Source organism: Enterobacter sp. CRENT-193, assembly GCF_002787395.1.
GTDB classification, from domain to species: Bacteria; Pseudomonadota; Gammaproteobacteria; order Enterobacterales; family Enterobacteriaceae; genus Enterobacter; species Enterobacter hormaechei_C.
The window spans coordinates 3,886,562-3,901,279 of the sequence record NZ_CP024812.1 but is presented as its reverse complement, the minus strand read 5'-3'; the positions used below and the strand labels follow the sequence as shown (position 1 = coordinate 3,901,279).

The window sequence follows — 14,718 nt, the reverse complement described above, 5'->3', positions numbered from 1 at the left end:
AATGTATTTCAATCGCTTCGTTCAATAAATTTGAGGCGACGTTTTTTAAAAAATATAAGTTAAATAAATTTAAAGGAGTGTCAATAAACGTCAGCGAGAATGTTCAGAAGAATACAATATAGATAACGTCAATGATCGCCAGTAGCGACCAAAGAACAATGTAGAGCATGAAATGCTCGCGGATGTTATTGATAAGGTAATTCACCAGTCTGCGCATCATGCCCCTCTCGCTAAACAGGCCCCGGTTACTCGGAGCCTGAAGAGGTATTATCGATCAAAGCGCGAGAGCGCGAAGGGCTTGAGATCAAACGAAGGCGCTATCCCCTGAGCAAACTGGGCGGCGATTTCACCTAACACAGAGGCAAATTTAAACCCGTGACCGCTGAGCCCGGTTACGAGCAGGGTGTTGTCGTGCCCCGGCAGGGTGTCGATGATAAAGTCTTCATCCGGGGTGTTGTCGTAGGTGCACGCTGCGCCGTAAAGCAACCCGCCTACACCCGGCAGGATATTACGCAGGAACGTAAAGGCTTCGGAACCATCCTGCGGATAAGCGCCGTACGGTTTGCGTTCTTCCGCAGAGGAAATTACCTGCCCGCCGTTATGTTTGCCAATCTTGAGCGCGTCTTTTTCCGAGGGGAAACCGTAGAACTGGTCGCCATTGGGTAACTCGCCTGTAAACGCCGGGAATTTGTTCTGGCTGCTGTAACGCCCGTCAGACTGGAACCAGGAGAAGACTTTTCGCACCGGCTGGATGGGCAGGTCCGGCAGCAGTTTCGTCACCCACGTTCCCGCACTCACCAGCAGACGCGTGGCGGTATATTCACCTTCAGAGGTGGTGACGGTTGAACCCTCTGCATGGTGGGTGATGCCCGTGACCGGACAGTTGAACAACTGCGCGCAGCCCGCTTTGGCGGCGAGATCAATCCAGGTCTTAATGGCCGTTTCGCTGTGCAGTACGCCAGAGTTGGCTTCAAACAACCCAATGTAGTCTTCAGGGACAGAAATTTCCGGCCAGCGCGCCATGATGCCGTTCGCATCCAGACGCTCGACGTCCAGGCGGTAGGCTTTCGCGCTCTCCTCGACGGTCGCCAGAAACGTGGAGCTGGCTGGCCCCAGGTTAACGACCCCGGTGCGCTCAAAAATGCGTTCTTCGGTGAGGGCGGCCAGCTCATCCCACAGCGTCTGAGCCCGAAGCACCAGCGGTACATAGCGCTCACCTTCGCCATAAGCGTGACGTATCAGACGGGTATCGCCGTGATGGCTTCCTTCAGAGTGGGGGGGACGATGTGCGTCAATCATCAGCACATTCAGACCCGCCTGCGTGGCGTAATAACCGGCGGCAGATCCTACGGAGCCGCTTCCGATAATGATCAAATCGTATTTCATAGGCTTCTCTTTACTAACGCTTTGTTAGCAGAGTAATTAACTATGTAGGCTTATACAAGAACGAAATAAATAAGGCACCGCGAGGGTGCCTGTTGAGTGAAGAGGCATAAGATTAATGCCGTTTATACTCATTTTCCTGGTAGTCGCCAGATTCTATTTTTGCGATGCCTGCTTCCAAAATAGAGATAAACTGACGGGCGACGTCTGTTGTAAGCCACAGCGTCTGTCCAACTTCCGCTTCATCACGGTTTAGCTGATTTGGGGTCTGGTAGTGCAAACGCAGCATCAGCGCATCGTAGCTGTCTACGGTGCTGATATCCCAGCCAACAAGCGGATGGGTCTGGATCACTTCACTATTCTTTTCCATTATAACCCCCTTAATGCGTGTTAGAAGACAACGACTTTGAGGTTCAATGCATGTTTTTCTGAAAGCAATTTCAGTATATCAATTAATAAGGGTTCAGCAGGAAAAAATAAACGGGTAGCAACACATTTTTCTGCTTTTTAGGATTGTTCGAACAATAAAACGCCATCTTGTTCACGATTTTCTAAGAAGATGCTGAAATATTTTGAACTTTCAGGAGACGAAACGAAAAAAAGCCGGGGCGACCCGGCAAAAAACACAATGAGGGAGCAAATTTTAATCAGTGATGAACCAGTCGTCGGCGCTTTCCCATGTTTCCTGCAAAATTTCGCTGATGCGTTCTTTGTCTTCTTTCGCACCGCCGATGACGGAAAGATGGTTTGCTGTCGCATAACGTACCGTTACGGCGCCATCGTTTTCAGGAAAAGTGCTGTTAATACGTCGGGATAGTTCACCCGCCAGAGCGTCGAGTGCGCCAGCAGGCAGGACGGTGGATTTGGCAATGGTGACTTCAATACGCATAAATGCCCCCTGTGTAATATACTGTTTATTTATACAGTTATATTGTCGGTTTGACAACAGGGGGCGACACTTTTTTAGCGTTTTACCGTCCAGTTTACGGTTTCACCGGCCAGGAAGGGGATCAGCGTATCGTCGGTGAGCGCAATCGACGCTTCAACCTGGCTTTCTTTGCGCTCCAGCTCAATGAACGTGTCATTGATCGGCAGACCGTAGAAACGCGGGCCGTTAAGGGAGCAGAAGGCTTCGAAATGGTCTAACGCATTCATCTCTTCAAACACGGTTGCGTAACTTGCCAGGGCGGTCGGGGCGTTAAAGCAGCCTGCACAGCCGCAACTCGCCTCTTTACGGTGACGGGCATGCGGGGCGGAATCCGTGCCGAGGAACGCGCGCGGGAAGCCGCTGGCGACCAGCTCACGTAGCGCCTGCTGGTGGATGTTGCGCTTGAGGATCGGCAGACAATACAGATGTGGGCGAACGCCGCCCACCAGCATGTGGTTACGGTTAAACATCAGGTGCTGCGGGGTGATGGTGGCGGCAATCAGCTCGTTTCCATCCCGGACATACTCTGCGGCATCTTTAGTCGTAATGTGTTCAAACACCACTTTCAGCCCCGGAAGACGCTGGCGCAGCGGCTCCATGACCGTTTCGATAAAACGTGCTTCGCGATCGAAAATATCAATGTCAGCGTGGGTCACTTCCCCGTGCACCAGCAGCGGCATGCCCAGTTTTTGCATACGCTCCAGAACGGGCATGATGGCGTCGGTACTGGTCACCCCATGGCTGGAGTTGGTGGTGGCATTCGCCGGGTAGAGCTTCGCGGCGGTGAACACACCTTCGTTAAACCCGCGCTCAACCTCATTGGGATCCAGCGAGTCCGTCAGGTAGCAGGTCATCAACGGGGTAAAATCGTGCCCGGCCGGAACGGCGTCAAGGATACGCTGGCGATAGGCGATCGCGGCCTCGACGGTGGTGACTGGTGGAACCAGGTTAGGCATTACAATCGCACGGCCATAAATTTCGCTGGTATACGGCACGACGGTTTTCAGCATGTCGCCATCACGAAGATGGATATGCCAGTCGTCTGGGCGGCGGATTTTGAGAACCTGGGATTGTACAGTCATGGAAGCTCCGGCTTGAAAGAGATCAGTCATAAGATGGCTGTTTTTGCCGGACACAAATCATAAGCGGAAACGTTTTCGTTTGCACACTATTCCGTTAAAAAAAACGGGCGCCTGAGCGCCCGGAGTATTTAGTCGGTGAAAGGGATGATGATTTCACCCGGTTTCACCTCTATCCCTTTGGCATATTTTTTCGCCAGAGATTCCCCTTTGCTTTTGTCTTCGCTCAGAACATATGCAGGCTGTTGGTTAAAGTAGTTCTGCAACGACTGGTTGAGATACGGCATCAGCGTTTGCAGCACCGGTTTCATTTTATCCGGCGTCACAACCGCATCGACGATTTCCATCTCTTGCAGGAAAATTGCCCCTTTATCTTTATTAAAGACCGGCAGCGCCTTGAGCTTCAGCTTGATATCCGCTTTCTGATTGCCGAAGAGCGAGGTCATATCGAGGCTGGCATCGCCGGAAAGGGTGACTTTGTTAGGCTCCTCGCGACCAATCTGGCTGGCGAGATTCGTCAGGACGATATGCGCATCCGCAAGGCCGGGCACGCCGATATCTTTTGAAAAGTTATTATTTTTTTCCAGCGCCTGATTAATTTCCTGCTCACTGACGGTGTACTGCGTAAGCTGGTTACATCCCACCAGCAGACCACTGACAATTAACGCAGCGGCAATAACGATCTTTTTCATGGCGTTCCTCAACATAAAATCGGCGCATCTGTCCTGATACGCCAGTATGTCAGGGAGATCCTACAGAAACCAGCAGAAAAAACTGATAATGTAAGAGGTCAGGCGCCAGGCTCCAGCATCCCGCGGGTGCTGCGTTTATCACTGAACTGCCACCAGAGGGCAATCAGCGTCATAAAGCCGACCATGCCGAGCATGACCCACGGCAGCTCCGGCTGATGGAGCGCTTTTCCGGCATCAAACAGCCAGCCGCCACCGGTGTAACCCAGCGCGCCGCCAAGCGCCAGCCCGAGACGGCTGAAGCCCATGTAGCTGCCCCGGGCCCGGGCGTCGGCAAGTGACGCGCTCAGCGTTTCACGGGCTGGCTCGGCAATGATTGAGCCAATATAGAAGGTGCAGATCAGCATAAACAGTTGCTGAAGCGAACTTACCAGACCGATGGGCATCATGCTCAGCGTCATCAGCAACAGCCCGGCCATCAGACGGTGCTCAAGCCGGAAACGGCGCTCGCTCCAGCGGGCAATTGGATAGAGCAGAGTCAGTGAGAGGCAGGCCTCAATGGCATACATCCATTTCACCGCTGCCGGCGTGCCGGCAATATCGTTAACCATAATGGGCAGCATCAGCATGACCTGCACGGCGAGCATGTAGTAGCCGGTCAGGGTTAACACATAGGTGACGAAGCGTTTATCGCTCAACACACGGTCAAGCCCTTCCCGCACAGGCGCTTTCACCGTCGACAGCTTCCATGCGGGCAGAAACAGACCGTTAAACAGCGCGCAGAGAATAAACAACACCGCGCCGGTGGCGCAAACCAGGCGGAAATCGTATTGCAGCAGCCAGCTTCCCAGCAGGGCGCCCACCACCGCGCCAGCGCTGTCCTGCATCATCAAAATCGAGAAGAAGCGCCCCCGATGTTGCGGACGGATAAGCTTAACCACCAGCGCGGTACGCGGTGGGTCGAAAAGGGTGCCGCCAATCCCGGAAAGGAAACAGGAGAACCACAGCAGCCAGGGTTCATGAGCGATTGCCATGGTGGCGAATCCCGCCGCACGTAACAGCATGCCGGTGACGATCATCGGTTTCGCGCCGAAGCGGTCAGCTATTGCGCCGCCAAACACGCCCAGACCCTGTTGTACAAACTGGCGTAGACCCAGCGCGATCCCGACCATCAATGCCGCCCAGCCCATTTGATCGACAAAACGAATTGATATAAGCGGAAAAACGACAAAAAAGCCGAGCACGACCAGCATGTTATCGACGAGCAGGAAATATTTACCCAGGCTCCTGGCCTGTGATACGCGGGACATTTTCCCTCCAGGGAAAATAAAAGGTGAGCACGCTAACATTCTGCGGTGTCGCCGCGCTTTTTCCCATACCCGCTGGCGACAATATTTTTTTATCAAAAAGGTGCTTTGATAGAGAGTTCTCATCGAAAAATGTGAAAAGCGATCAAAATGGTATGTCACTGTTTTCACAGAAGGCGCAGGCACAGGTATAGTAAAGTTAACAGGCAGAGCAGAAGCGACGGGAAGGAGTGGTAACGATGTTTGGCTATCGCAGTAATGTGCCAAAAGTGCGTCTGACGACGGACAGGCTGGTCGTTCGTCTGGTGCATGAGCGTGATGCCTGGCGTCTGGCGGATTATTACGCCGAGAATCGCCAGTTTTTAAAACCCTGGGAACCCGTTCGGGACGAGAGCCACTGCTACCCCTCTGGCTGGCAGGCGCGCCTCAGTATGATTGCGGAATTTCATAAACAGGGAAGTGCGTTTTATTTCGCGCTTCTCGATCCGGAAGAGAAAGAGATCGTTGGCATTGCCAATTTTTCAAACGTGGTACGCGGATCGTTTCACGCCTGCTATCTCGGGTATTCCATCGGCCAGAAATGGCAGGGACAGGGGCTCATGTTTGAGGCGCTGACGGCGGCGATTCGCTACATGCAGCGCACGCAACATATCCATCGCATTATGGCTAACTACATGCCGCACAATAAGCGCAGCGGCGATCTGCTGGCCCGCCTGGGGTTTGAGAAAGAAGGCTATGCCAAAGATTATCTGCTGATTGACGGCGAGTGGCGGGACCATGTGCTCACCGCGCTCACCACGCAGGAGTGGACCGCGGGTCGTTAAGGAGAAAAGATGAAATATCAGTTAAATGGCGCCGAAGCGCGCGTGATCGGCTGCCTTCTGGAAAAGCAGGTCACCACGCCGGAACAGTATCCTCTGTCCGTGAATGCCGTCACGATGGCCTGCAACCAGAAGACGAACCGTGAGCCGGTGATGAACCTTGGCGAGCACGAGGTGCAGGATATCCTTGATGAGCTGGTGAAGCGCCACTACCTGCGCACCGTCAGCGGCTTCGGTAACCGCGTCACTAAATATGAACAGCGCTTTTGTAATTCTGAATTTGGCGATTTAAAACTCAGCGCTGCGGAAGTGGCTGTTATCACCACGTTGCTGCTGCGCGGGGCGCAGACGCCGGGGGAACTGCGCACACGCGCTTCCCGTATGCATGAGTTTCAGGATATGCAGGACGTTGAACAGACGCTGGAGGGATTAGCCTCACGCGAGGACGGTCCCTACGTGGTGCGTCTGCCCCGCGAACCGGGCAAGCGTGAAAGCCGCTACATGCACCTGTTTAGCGGCGACGTGGAGCCCTCTGCGCTGGCCGTCGTATCCGACACGCCAGCATCAAACGAAAGCCTGACCGCGCGCGTGGCAGCCCTGGAAGACGAGGTTGCCGGGCTGAAGCAGCGTCTGGATGCGTTACTCGCACATCTGGGAGATTAATCGTGACCACATTACGCATTGGTGTTGTGGGGCTGGGAGGGATTGCGCAAAAAGCCTGGCTGCCCGTTTTAGGCGCCGCGTCAGACTGGACGCTGCAAGGGGCGTGGTCGCCCACCCGCGAGAAAGCAGAGCGCATCTGCAAAACCTGGCGCATCCCTTATGCCGGTTCGCTACAGGATTTAGCACGTGAATGTGATGCGGTATTTGTGCATACCTCAACCGCGACGCACTACCAGGTGGTGATCGAGTTGCTGAATGCAGGCGTTCACGTCTGCGTGGATAAACCCCTGGCGGAAAATGTACAGGATGCTGAGCGACTGATTGAGCTGGCCGCGCGTAAAAAGCTGACGCTGATGGTCGGCTTCAACCGCCGTTTTGCGCCGCTCTATCAGCAGCTTAAAGCGCAGTCCGGCTCGTTCGCCTCTCTGCGTATGGATAAGCACCGTACCGACAGCGTGGGGCCGAACGATCTGCGCTTCACGCTGCTGGATGATTATCTCCACGTCGTGGATACGGCCCTGTGGCTGAGTAACGGAAAAGCCCAGCTGCAAAGCGGCACGCTGTTGACCAACGAGCAGGGTGAGATGGTTTACGCCGAACATCATTTTGCCGTTGAGCATTTGCAGGTGACGACCAGCATGCATCGTCGGGCGGGCAGCCAGCGCGAGTCCGTGCAGGCCGTTACGGATGGCGCGCTGTATGACGTCACCGATATGCGAGAGTGGCGGGAAGAGAAGGGCAATGGCGTGGTTGCGTTACCCGTTCCCGGCTGGCAGAGCACCCTGGAACAGCGTGGCTTTGTGGGCTGCGCGCGTCACTTCATCACCTGCGTGCAGAATCAGACGGTTCCTGAAACGTCCGGGGAGCAGGCCATTCTGGCGCAGCGCATCGTGGAACGACTCTGGCGCGAAGCCATGTCGGAATAACTCGCTGTAACATCTGCCGATAGTAATTCGTTGAAATCCGGTTAGACTAAGCGCCGCTTGTTGGCTTTGCCGGGTGGCGCTTTCGCTTATCCGTCCTGGAAATCCGTAGGGTTGTGGAACTTCACGTTAATGAACTTATTAAAATCGCTGGCGGCCGTCAGCTCGATGACCATGTTTTCCCGCGTGCTTGGCTTTGCGCGCGATGCCATTGTGGCAAGGGTTTTTGGCGCAGGGATGGCGACTGACGCCTTTTTCGTTGCGTTCAAGCTGCCGAACCTGCTGCGCCGTATTTTTGCTGAAGGGGCTTTCTCACAGGCATTTGTCCCGATCCTTGCGGAATATAAAAGCAAGCAGGGCGAAGATGCCACCCGCGTCTTTGTGGCTTACGTTTCCGGTTTACTGACGCTGGCGCTGGCGATCGTGACCGTCCTGGGCATGCTGGCAGCGCCCTGGGTAATCATGGTAACGGCACCGGGCTTTGCCGACACGGCGGATAAATTTGCCCTGACGACGCAACTGCTGCGGATAACCTTCCCCTATATTCTGCTGATTTCGCTGGCGTCGCTGGTGGGTGCCATCCTGAATACCTGGAACCGCTTCTCCGTGCCGGCCTTTGCCCCCACGTTCCTTAATGTCAGCATGATTGGCTTTGCGCTGTTCGCCGCGCCGCATTTTAACCCACCGGTGCTGGCGCTGGCCTGGGCCGTGACCGTCGGCGGGGTGTTACAGCTTGCTTACCAGCTTCCGCACCTGAAAAAGATCGGCATGCTGGTTCTGCCGCGCATTAGTTTCAAAGATGCGGGCGCAATGCGCGTTATTAAACAGATGGGACCGGCGATACTCGGCGTGTCCGTCAGCCAGATCTCGCTGATCATCAATACCATCTTCGCCTCTTTCCTGGTGTCGGGCTCGGTGTCCTGGATGTACTACGCCGATCGTCTGATGGAGTTTCCATCAGGGGTGCTGGGCGTGGCGCTGGGGACTATTCTGCTGCCGTCGCTGTCGAAAAGTTTCGCCAGCGGCAACCACGATGAATACTGCCGCCTGATGGACTGGGGACTGCGTCTCTGTTTTCTGCTGGCATTGCCAAGCGCGGTGGCGCTGGGGATCCTGGCAAAACCGCTGACGGTGTCGTTGTTCCAGTATGGAAAATTCACCGCCTTTGATGCCGCCATGACCCAGCGTGCACTGGTAGCCTACTCGGTGGGGCTGATGGGGCTGATCGTCGTGAAGGTGCTTGCGCCCGGTTTCTATTCACGTCAGGACATCAAAACGCCGGTTAAGATTGCCATTGTGACGCTGATTATGACGCAGCTGATGAACCTCGCGTTTATTGGACCGCTGAAACACGCGGGGCTGTCATTGTCGATTGGTCTGGCGGCCTGTCTGAACGCCGGGCTGCTGTACTGGCAGCTGCGCAAGCAGGATATCTTCACACCGCAGCCGGGCTGGGCAAGCTTCCTGCTGCGTCTGGCGATCGCGGTAGTGGTGATGGCGGCCGCGCTGGTTGGCATGTTGTATGTCATGCCTGAATGGGCGCAGGGCACCATGCCTTACCGCCTGATGCGTCTGATGGCCGTGGTGGCGGTCGGGGTGGTGGCGTACTTTGCCACGCTGGCGGTGCTTGGCTTCAAGGTGAAAGAATTCACCCGCCGCACGGTATAAACGTCAAAAGGGGAGTTCACCAGAAGGTGCTCCCCGCTTCATGACGTGCCGCTACTGCGTCAAATCGAAATCTTTTTCCCGCCCGTGATACGTGCCGTGGCCGTCTGACCATCCGCACCGTACAGCCCCGGCTCTTTATAGGGCTTTAACACCTCAAGCGCCTGCTGATTACGGATAATCTGACCTTCCAGCAGCCAGCCGTTATGCTGGTTGAGATCGCGAAGATGCTGGGTTTTTTCTGTAATGGTCTGCCAGCGTTCGTTGATCTCATCATTGGCGCTGCGTTTCGCGTCTTGCTCAGCGCGTCGCTGTTTTTCCAGATAATCCAGGGTCGCCAGCAGCGAGCTTTTATCTTCAGTTATGCGTTGCAACGCGCTGCCGTTGATTTGACCAGAAGAGAGGTGGTGCTGTTCGGCATCCATCACCGTTTTCAGGTCGTTCAGGACCACCGTCATCTGATCCAGTATTTCTGACAGTCGACTCATACGGTTAGTTACTCTGGAGGAAACTCTGTGCGTCCTGAATCAGCGCATCAGCGATTTTGCTGGTATCCATTTTCAGTTCGCCGTTACGGATAGCCGTTTTCAGCGCTTCAACACGTTCCATGTTGATATCGCTGCTGCCTGGCTGCATCAGCTTCGACTGCGCATCGCTCAGCGTGACGCTGGTGCTGTTAGCGGTCGACGTTTTTTCCAGACGCGTTTTTTGCGGGGCAGCCTCATTCGTTTCGCGAGGTTGTACAGTGCTAACCGGCTTCAGGGCTGATGTACGATCAATGCTCATAGTGTTGTCCTCATCGAGGGTTCGCGGCGTTTGCGCCTGACATCATCATTTGTTGAATATTTATCGGCAGTCGCCGCGAAATCTTTAAAAAGATTACAGGTTAATCAGAATATTCCCATCAGGACCGACCGTGCCGCTGACCACCTGGCCTGAGGACATTCTGACCCGGGCATTTTGCGCCACTGCGGCATTATTCAGCGCTTTTCCTTCGCTGTTGATACTAAAGCCTTCGCCATTGGCGACCACCATCACCTGTTGTCCCGCTTTCACCCGCCATGCCTGGCGCAGCATGGATAGCTGTATCGCCTGTCCAGGGGCGACATCGCGCAGGCTGACCGCCTCCTGAGCCTGGTTAATGTCCAGCATCGTCCGCGGTGGAAGCTGATCCAGACGGCCTCGCTTCAGCGTTACGCTGTCAGGTTGCAGCAGGCTGCCTCGCGGAATCGGAACGGCGGCGACAACATAATTGCCCGTCGCCTGTACCGCAACCTGTAAATACCGTTTTTCATTGGCGCAACGCGCCAGCACGTTCACGTTACCCCATAACTTTGTGCTGCCGGTCACGCTAAATGACGGGGCTTCGCAGGAAGGGTAAAGGTTAGGCGGGGTGCGCACGGTCACGCGTACGTCATCGCTGAAACCGGCCAGCTTCTGCGCAAAGAATGCATTGAGCTGGTCCTCTAACCCCTCCGCCTGCACCAGAGGGCTCAAAAGCAGTAGGGTCGCCGCCAGGCCACGTTTAAAAGTCCGCATCGCACGTTCCACCATGTCCAGAATTAAGCAAATTCTACCCGCAGTGGTTTTCCATCAACGCAACAAATAGCGACGCATTTTGCGCTTATTCCGTCGATAAGGGAGACGCCTTGAGATTTAAGCTGTGAACTGAAATTTTCTCATCAGCGGAGGAGACATGCTCGATAAACTCGACGCCGCGTTACGTTTTCAGCAGGAAGCGCTCAATTTACGCGCCCAGCGGCAGGAGATTTTAGCCGCCAATATCGCCAACGCGGATACCCCCGGGTATCAGGCGCGCGATATTGATTTTTCCAGTGAACTCAAAAAAGTGATGGAGCGTGGACGTGCCGAAGGAACGGGTGTCTCACTGGCCCTGACATCCTCACGTCATATTCCCGCTCAGGCGATGACCGCGCCAACGACCGACCTGCTTTACCGTATTCCCGATCAGCCCTCGCTTGATGGTAACACCGTCGACATGGACCGGGAGCGCACACAGTTTGCCGATAACAGCCTGCAATACCAGACAGGCCTGACGCTACTCGGCGGGCAAATTAAAGGCATGATGACCGTCCTACAGGGGGGCAATTAGTAAATGGCCTTGCTGAATATTTTTGATATCGCCGGTTCGGCATTAACGGCGCAGTCTAAACGACTGAACGTGGCCGCCAGTAACCTGGCCAACGCCGACAGCGTGACCGGCCCTGACGGGCAACCGTATCGCGCTAAACAGGTTGTCTTCCAGGTTGATGCTGCACCGGGTGCGGCAACGGGCGGCGTAAAAGTGGCGGACGTGGTTGAGAGCCAGGCACCCGACAAGCTGGTTTACGAGCCAGGCAACCCGCTCGCGGATGCCAGCGGCTACGTGAAAATGCCGAACGTGGATGTGGTCGGGGAGATGGTGAACTCCATGTCCGCGTCGCGCAGCTACCAGGCAAACGTCGAAGTGCTTAATACCGTGAAGAGCATGATGCTCAAAACACTCACTCTCGGCCAGTAAAGGAGACACGCATGTCCATCGCCGTAAACGTGAATGACCCGACAAATACCGGCGTCAATAGCACCAGCAGTGCGACCGGTTCCAGCTCTCTCACCGGGAGCAATGCCTCCGATTTACAGAGCAGCTTCCTGACCCTGCTGGTGGCGCAGCTGAAAAATCAGGACCCGACCAATCCGATGCAGAACAACGAACTGACCACGCAGCTTGCGCAGATCAGTACCGTCAGCGGCATTGAGAAACTGAACACCACGCTCGGCTCGGTCTCCGGTCAAATCGATAATAGCCAGTCCTTGCAGGCCGCCAACCTGATCGGGCACGGGGTGATGATCCCGGGGACCACGATTCTGGCGGGCACCAGCACCACCGATGGCACGTCCACCACCACCACGACGCCGTTTGGCGTTGAGTTGCAGCAGCCGGCCGACAAAGTCACCGCCACAATCAAAGACGCCAGCGGCAACGTGGTGCGCACGATTGAGATTGGCGAGCTTAAAGCGGGCGTTCATACCTTTACCTGGGATGGCAGCCTGACCGACGGCACTAAAGCGCCTAACGGCTCGTATCAGGTTGCGATTAGCGCCAGCAACGGCACCACTCAGCTGGTGGCTCAGCCGCTACAGTTTGCCCTGGTTCAGGGCGTCATCAAAGGTAGCGATGGTAACAAACTGGATTTGGGTACCTCCGGTACCACCACACTCGACGAAGTTCGGCAGATTATCTAAGCCTTCATACTTATCAGGAGTAAGTCATGGCCTTTTCTCAAGCGGTCAGCGGCCTGAATGCTGCGGCCACCAACCTGGACGTCATTGGCAACAACATCGCCAACTCCGCGACCTATGGTTTTAAATCCGGTTCTGCGTCTTTTGCAGATATGTTTGCAGGCTCTAAAGTGGGCCTGGGCGTGAAGGTGGCGGGTATCACCCAGGACTTCACCGACGGGACGACCACCAACACCGGTCGCGGTCTGGACGTCGCCATCAGCCAGAACGGTTTCTTCCGTATGGTGGATGCCAACGGTTCCGTATTCTACAGCCGCAACGGCCAGTTCAAGCTGGATGAAAACCGTAACCTGGTGAACATGCAGGGGCTTCAGTTAACCGGTTATCCGGTTGCCGGCACGCCACCTACGGTGCAAACCGGTGCGAATCCGCAGGCTATCTCCATCCCAACGACGCTGATGGCGGCGAAGTCCACCACCACGGCCTCTCAGCAGATCAACCTGAACTCCACCGATACCGCACCAACCGTCGCCTTCGACCCGGCCAACCCTGACTCTTACAACAAGAAAGGCACCGTGACGGTGTTTGACAGCCAGGGTAATGCGCACAACATGAACCTGTTCTATGTCAAAAACGCGACGCCAGCTAACTCCTGGAAGGTGTATTCCCAGGACGGCAGCGTAGCAGGAGATGCCGCGAAACTGGCAACCACGCTGACCTTTAACGCGAGCGGCGTGCTGACGGGTGGCGATGATATCAAGATCACAACGGGCACCGTTCCGGGCGCGACGCCAGCCACGTTTGACATGAGTTTCGCCAACTCCATGCAACAGAATACCGGTGCGAACAACATCGTGGCGACGAGCCAGAACGGTTATAAGCCGGGCGATCTGGTGAGCTACCAGATCAACGATGACGGTACCGTTGTCGGTAACTATTCGAACGAACAGACCCAGGTGCTGGGCCAGATCGTGCTGGCAAACTTCGCCAACAACGAAGGCCTGAAATCCGAAGGGGACAACGTCTGGTCTGCCACGCAGTCTTCCGGTGTTGCCCTGCTGGGTACTGCGGGTTCCGGTAACTTCGGCACGCTGACCAACGGCGCGCTGGAAGCCTCTAACGTCGATCTGAGTAAAGAGCTGGTGAACATGATCGTCGCGCAACGTAACTACCAGTCCAACGCGCAGACCATCAAAACCCAGGATCAGATCCTTAACACGCTGGTTAACCTGCGTTAAGCAGCTGACGGGAAAGCGCAATGGATCACGCAATATATACAGCGATGGGCGCAGCAAGCCAGACGCTCAACCAGCAGGCTGTTACCGCCAGCAACCTGGCGAACGCCTCCACGCCAGGTTTTCGTGCGCAGCTCAACGCGCTGCGTGCGGTGCCGGTAGAAGGGCTGTCATTGCCCACGCGTACGCTGGTCACCGCTTCCACGCCGGGCGCCGACATGACGCCAGGCCAGATGGATTACACCGCGCGTCCGCTGGACGTTGCCCTTCAGCAGGACGGCTGGCTGGCGGTGCAAACGGCTGACGGCGGGGAAGGGTATACCCGCAACGGTAATATCCAGGTGAGCGCCACCGGGCAGCTGACGATTCAGGGGCATCCGGTGATGGGCGAAGCCGGTCCGTTGACGGTGCCGGAAGGGTCAGAGCTGACCATTGCGGCAGACGGGACGATTTCGGCGTTAAATCCGGGCGACCCGGCTAACACCGTTGCGCCTGTCGGTCGTCTGAAGCTGGTGAAAGCGGAAGGCAACGAAGTGCAGCGTGGCGATGACGGGATGTTCCGTCTGACCCAGGCGGCGCAGGCCACGCGTGGCGCCACGTTACAGGCCGACCCGACCATCCGCGTGATGTCCGGCGTGCTGGAAGGCAGTAACGTCAAACCGGTAGAAGCCATGACCGACATGATCGCCAGCGCCCGCCGCTTCGAAATGCAGATGAAAATTATCAGCAGCGTCGATGAAAACGCAGGCAAGGCTAACCAACTTCTGGCTATGAGTTAACAGGAC

At 55.6% G+C, this 14,718-nt stretch carries 19 protein-coding genes; 9 read left to right on the top strand and 10 right to left on the bottom strand.

From position 1 onward, the window contains the following. Nucleotides 1–103: 103 nt before the first annotated feature. The 7 genes from CU081_RS19545 to mdtH form a co-directional block, all read right to left on the bottom strand. Complete coding sequence (locus tag CU081_RS19545) at nt 104–217, bottom strand: YceO family protein (protein ID WP_003858014.1); 114 nt, start codon at nt 215–217, stop codon at nt 104–106. A gap of 50 nt (nt 218–267) precedes the next feature. Next, a complete protein-coding gene (gene solA / locus CU081_RS19540) occupies nt 268–1,386 on the bottom strand; it encodes an N-methyl-L-tryptophan oxidase (RefSeq protein ID WP_003858013.1) in 1,119 nt (372 codons plus the stop codon). Between the two features lie 112 nt (nt 1,387–1,498). Then, a complete protein-coding gene (gene bssS / locus CU081_RS19535; protein ID WP_003858012.1) occupies nt 1,499–1,753 on the bottom strand; it encodes a biofilm formation regulator BssS in 255 nt (84 codons plus the stop codon). A gap of 273 nt (nt 1,754–2,026) precedes the next feature. Next, nucleotides 2,027–2,272 (bottom strand): DNA damage-inducible protein I, encoded by a 246-nt coding sequence (gene dinI / locus CU081_RS19530; RefSeq protein WP_003858011.1) that lies wholly within the window; start codon nt 2,270–2,272, stop codon nt 2,027–2,029. 74 nt (nt 2,273–2,346) lie between these two features. Further along, on the bottom strand, nt 2,347–3,393 hold the full coding sequence (gene pyrC / locus CU081_RS19525; RefSeq protein WP_003858010.1) for a dihydroorotase: 1,047 nt from the start codon (nt 3,391–3,393) through the stop codon (nt 2,347–2,349). A 128-nt stretch (nt 3,394–3,521) separates the two neighbouring features. Next, on the bottom strand, nt 3,522–4,082 hold the full coding sequence (locus tag CU081_RS19520) for a lipoprotein (protein WP_022650780.1): 561 nt from the start codon (nt 4,080–4,082) through the stop codon (nt 3,522–3,524). Nucleotides 4,083–4,180: 98 nt separating this feature from the next. Then, entirely contained in the window at nt 4,181–5,389 is a 1,209-nt protein-coding gene (gene mdtH, locus CU081_RS19515; RefSeq protein ID WP_003858008.1) for a multidrug efflux MFS transporter MdtH, read from the bottom strand. A gap of 236 nt (nt 5,390–5,625) precedes the next feature. Between mdtH and rimJ the strand changes: the two genes are divergently transcribed. The 4 genes from rimJ to murJ all read left to right on the top strand — a co-directional run bounded on the left by rimJ (nt 5,626) and on the right by murJ (nt 9,461). Then, complete coding sequence (gene rimJ / locus CU081_RS19510) at nt 5,626–6,210, top strand: ribosomal protein S5-alanine N-acetyltransferase (RefSeq protein WP_003858007.1); 585 nt, start codon at nt 5,626–5,628, stop codon at nt 6,208–6,210. A gap of 9 nt (nt 6,211–6,219) precedes the next feature. Beyond that, complete coding sequence (locus CU081_RS19505) at nt 6,220–6,870, top strand: YceH family protein (protein ID WP_003858006.1); 651 nt, start codon at nt 6,220–6,222, stop codon at nt 6,868–6,870. Nucleotides 6,871–6,872: 2 nt separating this feature from the next. Further along, nucleotides 6,873–7,796, top strand: a complete 924-nt coding sequence (locus CU081_RS19500) for a Gfo/Idh/MocA family protein (protein WP_003858005.1) — start codon at nt 6,873–6,875, stop codon at nt 7,794–7,796. 129 nt (nt 7,797–7,925) lie between these two features. Then, nucleotides 7,926–9,461, top strand: a complete 1,536-nt coding sequence (murJ, locus tag CU081_RS19495) for a murein biosynthesis integral membrane protein MurJ (protein WP_003858004.1) — start codon at nt 7,926–7,928, stop codon at nt 9,459–9,461. Between the two features lie 59 nt (nt 9,462–9,520). Here the strand turns inward: murJ and flgN are convergent, their stop codons facing one another. The 3 genes from flgN to flgA all read right to left on the bottom strand — a co-directional run bounded on the left by flgN (nt 9,521) and on the right by flgA (nt 10,997). Beyond that, nucleotides 9,521–9,946 carry a flagella biosynthesis chaperone FlgN gene (gene flgN, locus CU081_RS19490; RefSeq protein WP_003858003.1) on the bottom strand — a complete coding sequence of 142 codons (426 nt, stop codon included), beginning with the start codon at nt 9,944–9,946 and terminating at the stop codon, nt 9,521–9,523. 4 nt (nt 9,947–9,950) lie between these two features. Then, the gene (flgM, locus tag CU081_RS19485) at nt 9,951–10,244 is read right to left on the bottom strand and encodes a flagellar biosynthesis anti-sigma factor FlgM (RefSeq protein WP_003858002.1); all 294 of its coding nucleotides are present in this window, start codon (nt 10,242–10,244) and stop codon (nt 9,951–9,953) included. 93 nt (nt 10,245–10,337) lie between these two features. Then, nucleotides 10,338–10,997, bottom strand: a complete 660-nt coding sequence (gene flgA, locus CU081_RS19480) for a flagellar basal body P-ring formation chaperone FlgA (RefSeq protein ID WP_003858001.1) — start codon at nt 10,995–10,997, stop codon at nt 10,338–10,340. Nucleotides 10,998–11,154: 157 nt separating this feature from the next. Here flgA and flgB point away from each other — a divergent pair, with 157 nt between their 5' ends. Genes flgB through CU081_RS19455 form a run of 5 tightly spaced genes read left to right on the top strand, consistent with a single transcriptional unit; the run spans nt 11,155 to nt 14,712 of the window. Beyond that, nucleotides 11,155–11,571, top strand: coding sequence for a flagellar basal body rod protein FlgB (gene flgB, locus CU081_RS19475; RefSeq protein ID WP_003857999.1), 417 nt, complete (start codon nt 11,155–11,157; stop codon nt 11,569–11,571). A gap of 3 nt (nt 11,572–11,574) precedes the next feature. Then, nucleotides 11,575–11,979 carry a flagellar basal body rod protein FlgC gene (gene flgC / locus CU081_RS19470; RefSeq protein WP_003857997.1) on the top strand — a complete coding sequence of 135 codons (405 nt, stop codon included), beginning with the start codon at nt 11,575–11,577 and terminating at the stop codon, nt 11,977–11,979. A gap of 11 nt (nt 11,980–11,990) precedes the next feature. After that, nucleotides 11,991–12,701 (top strand): flagellar hook assembly protein FlgD, encoded by a 711-nt coding sequence (gene flgD, locus CU081_RS19465; protein ID WP_003857994.1) that lies wholly within the window; start codon nt 11,991–11,993, stop codon nt 12,699–12,701. A gap of 26 nt (nt 12,702–12,727) precedes the next feature. Beyond that, a complete protein-coding gene (gene flgE, locus CU081_RS19460) occupies nt 12,728–13,936 on the top strand; it encodes a flagellar hook protein FlgE (RefSeq protein WP_003857992.1) in 1,209 nt (402 codons plus the stop codon). Between the two features lie 20 nt (nt 13,937–13,956). Then, a complete protein-coding gene (locus CU081_RS19455) occupies nt 13,957–14,712 on the top strand; it encodes a flagellar basal body rod protein FlgF (protein ID WP_003857990.1) in 756 nt (251 codons plus the stop codon). The last annotated feature ends 6 nt before the right edge of the window (nt 14,713–14,718 follow it).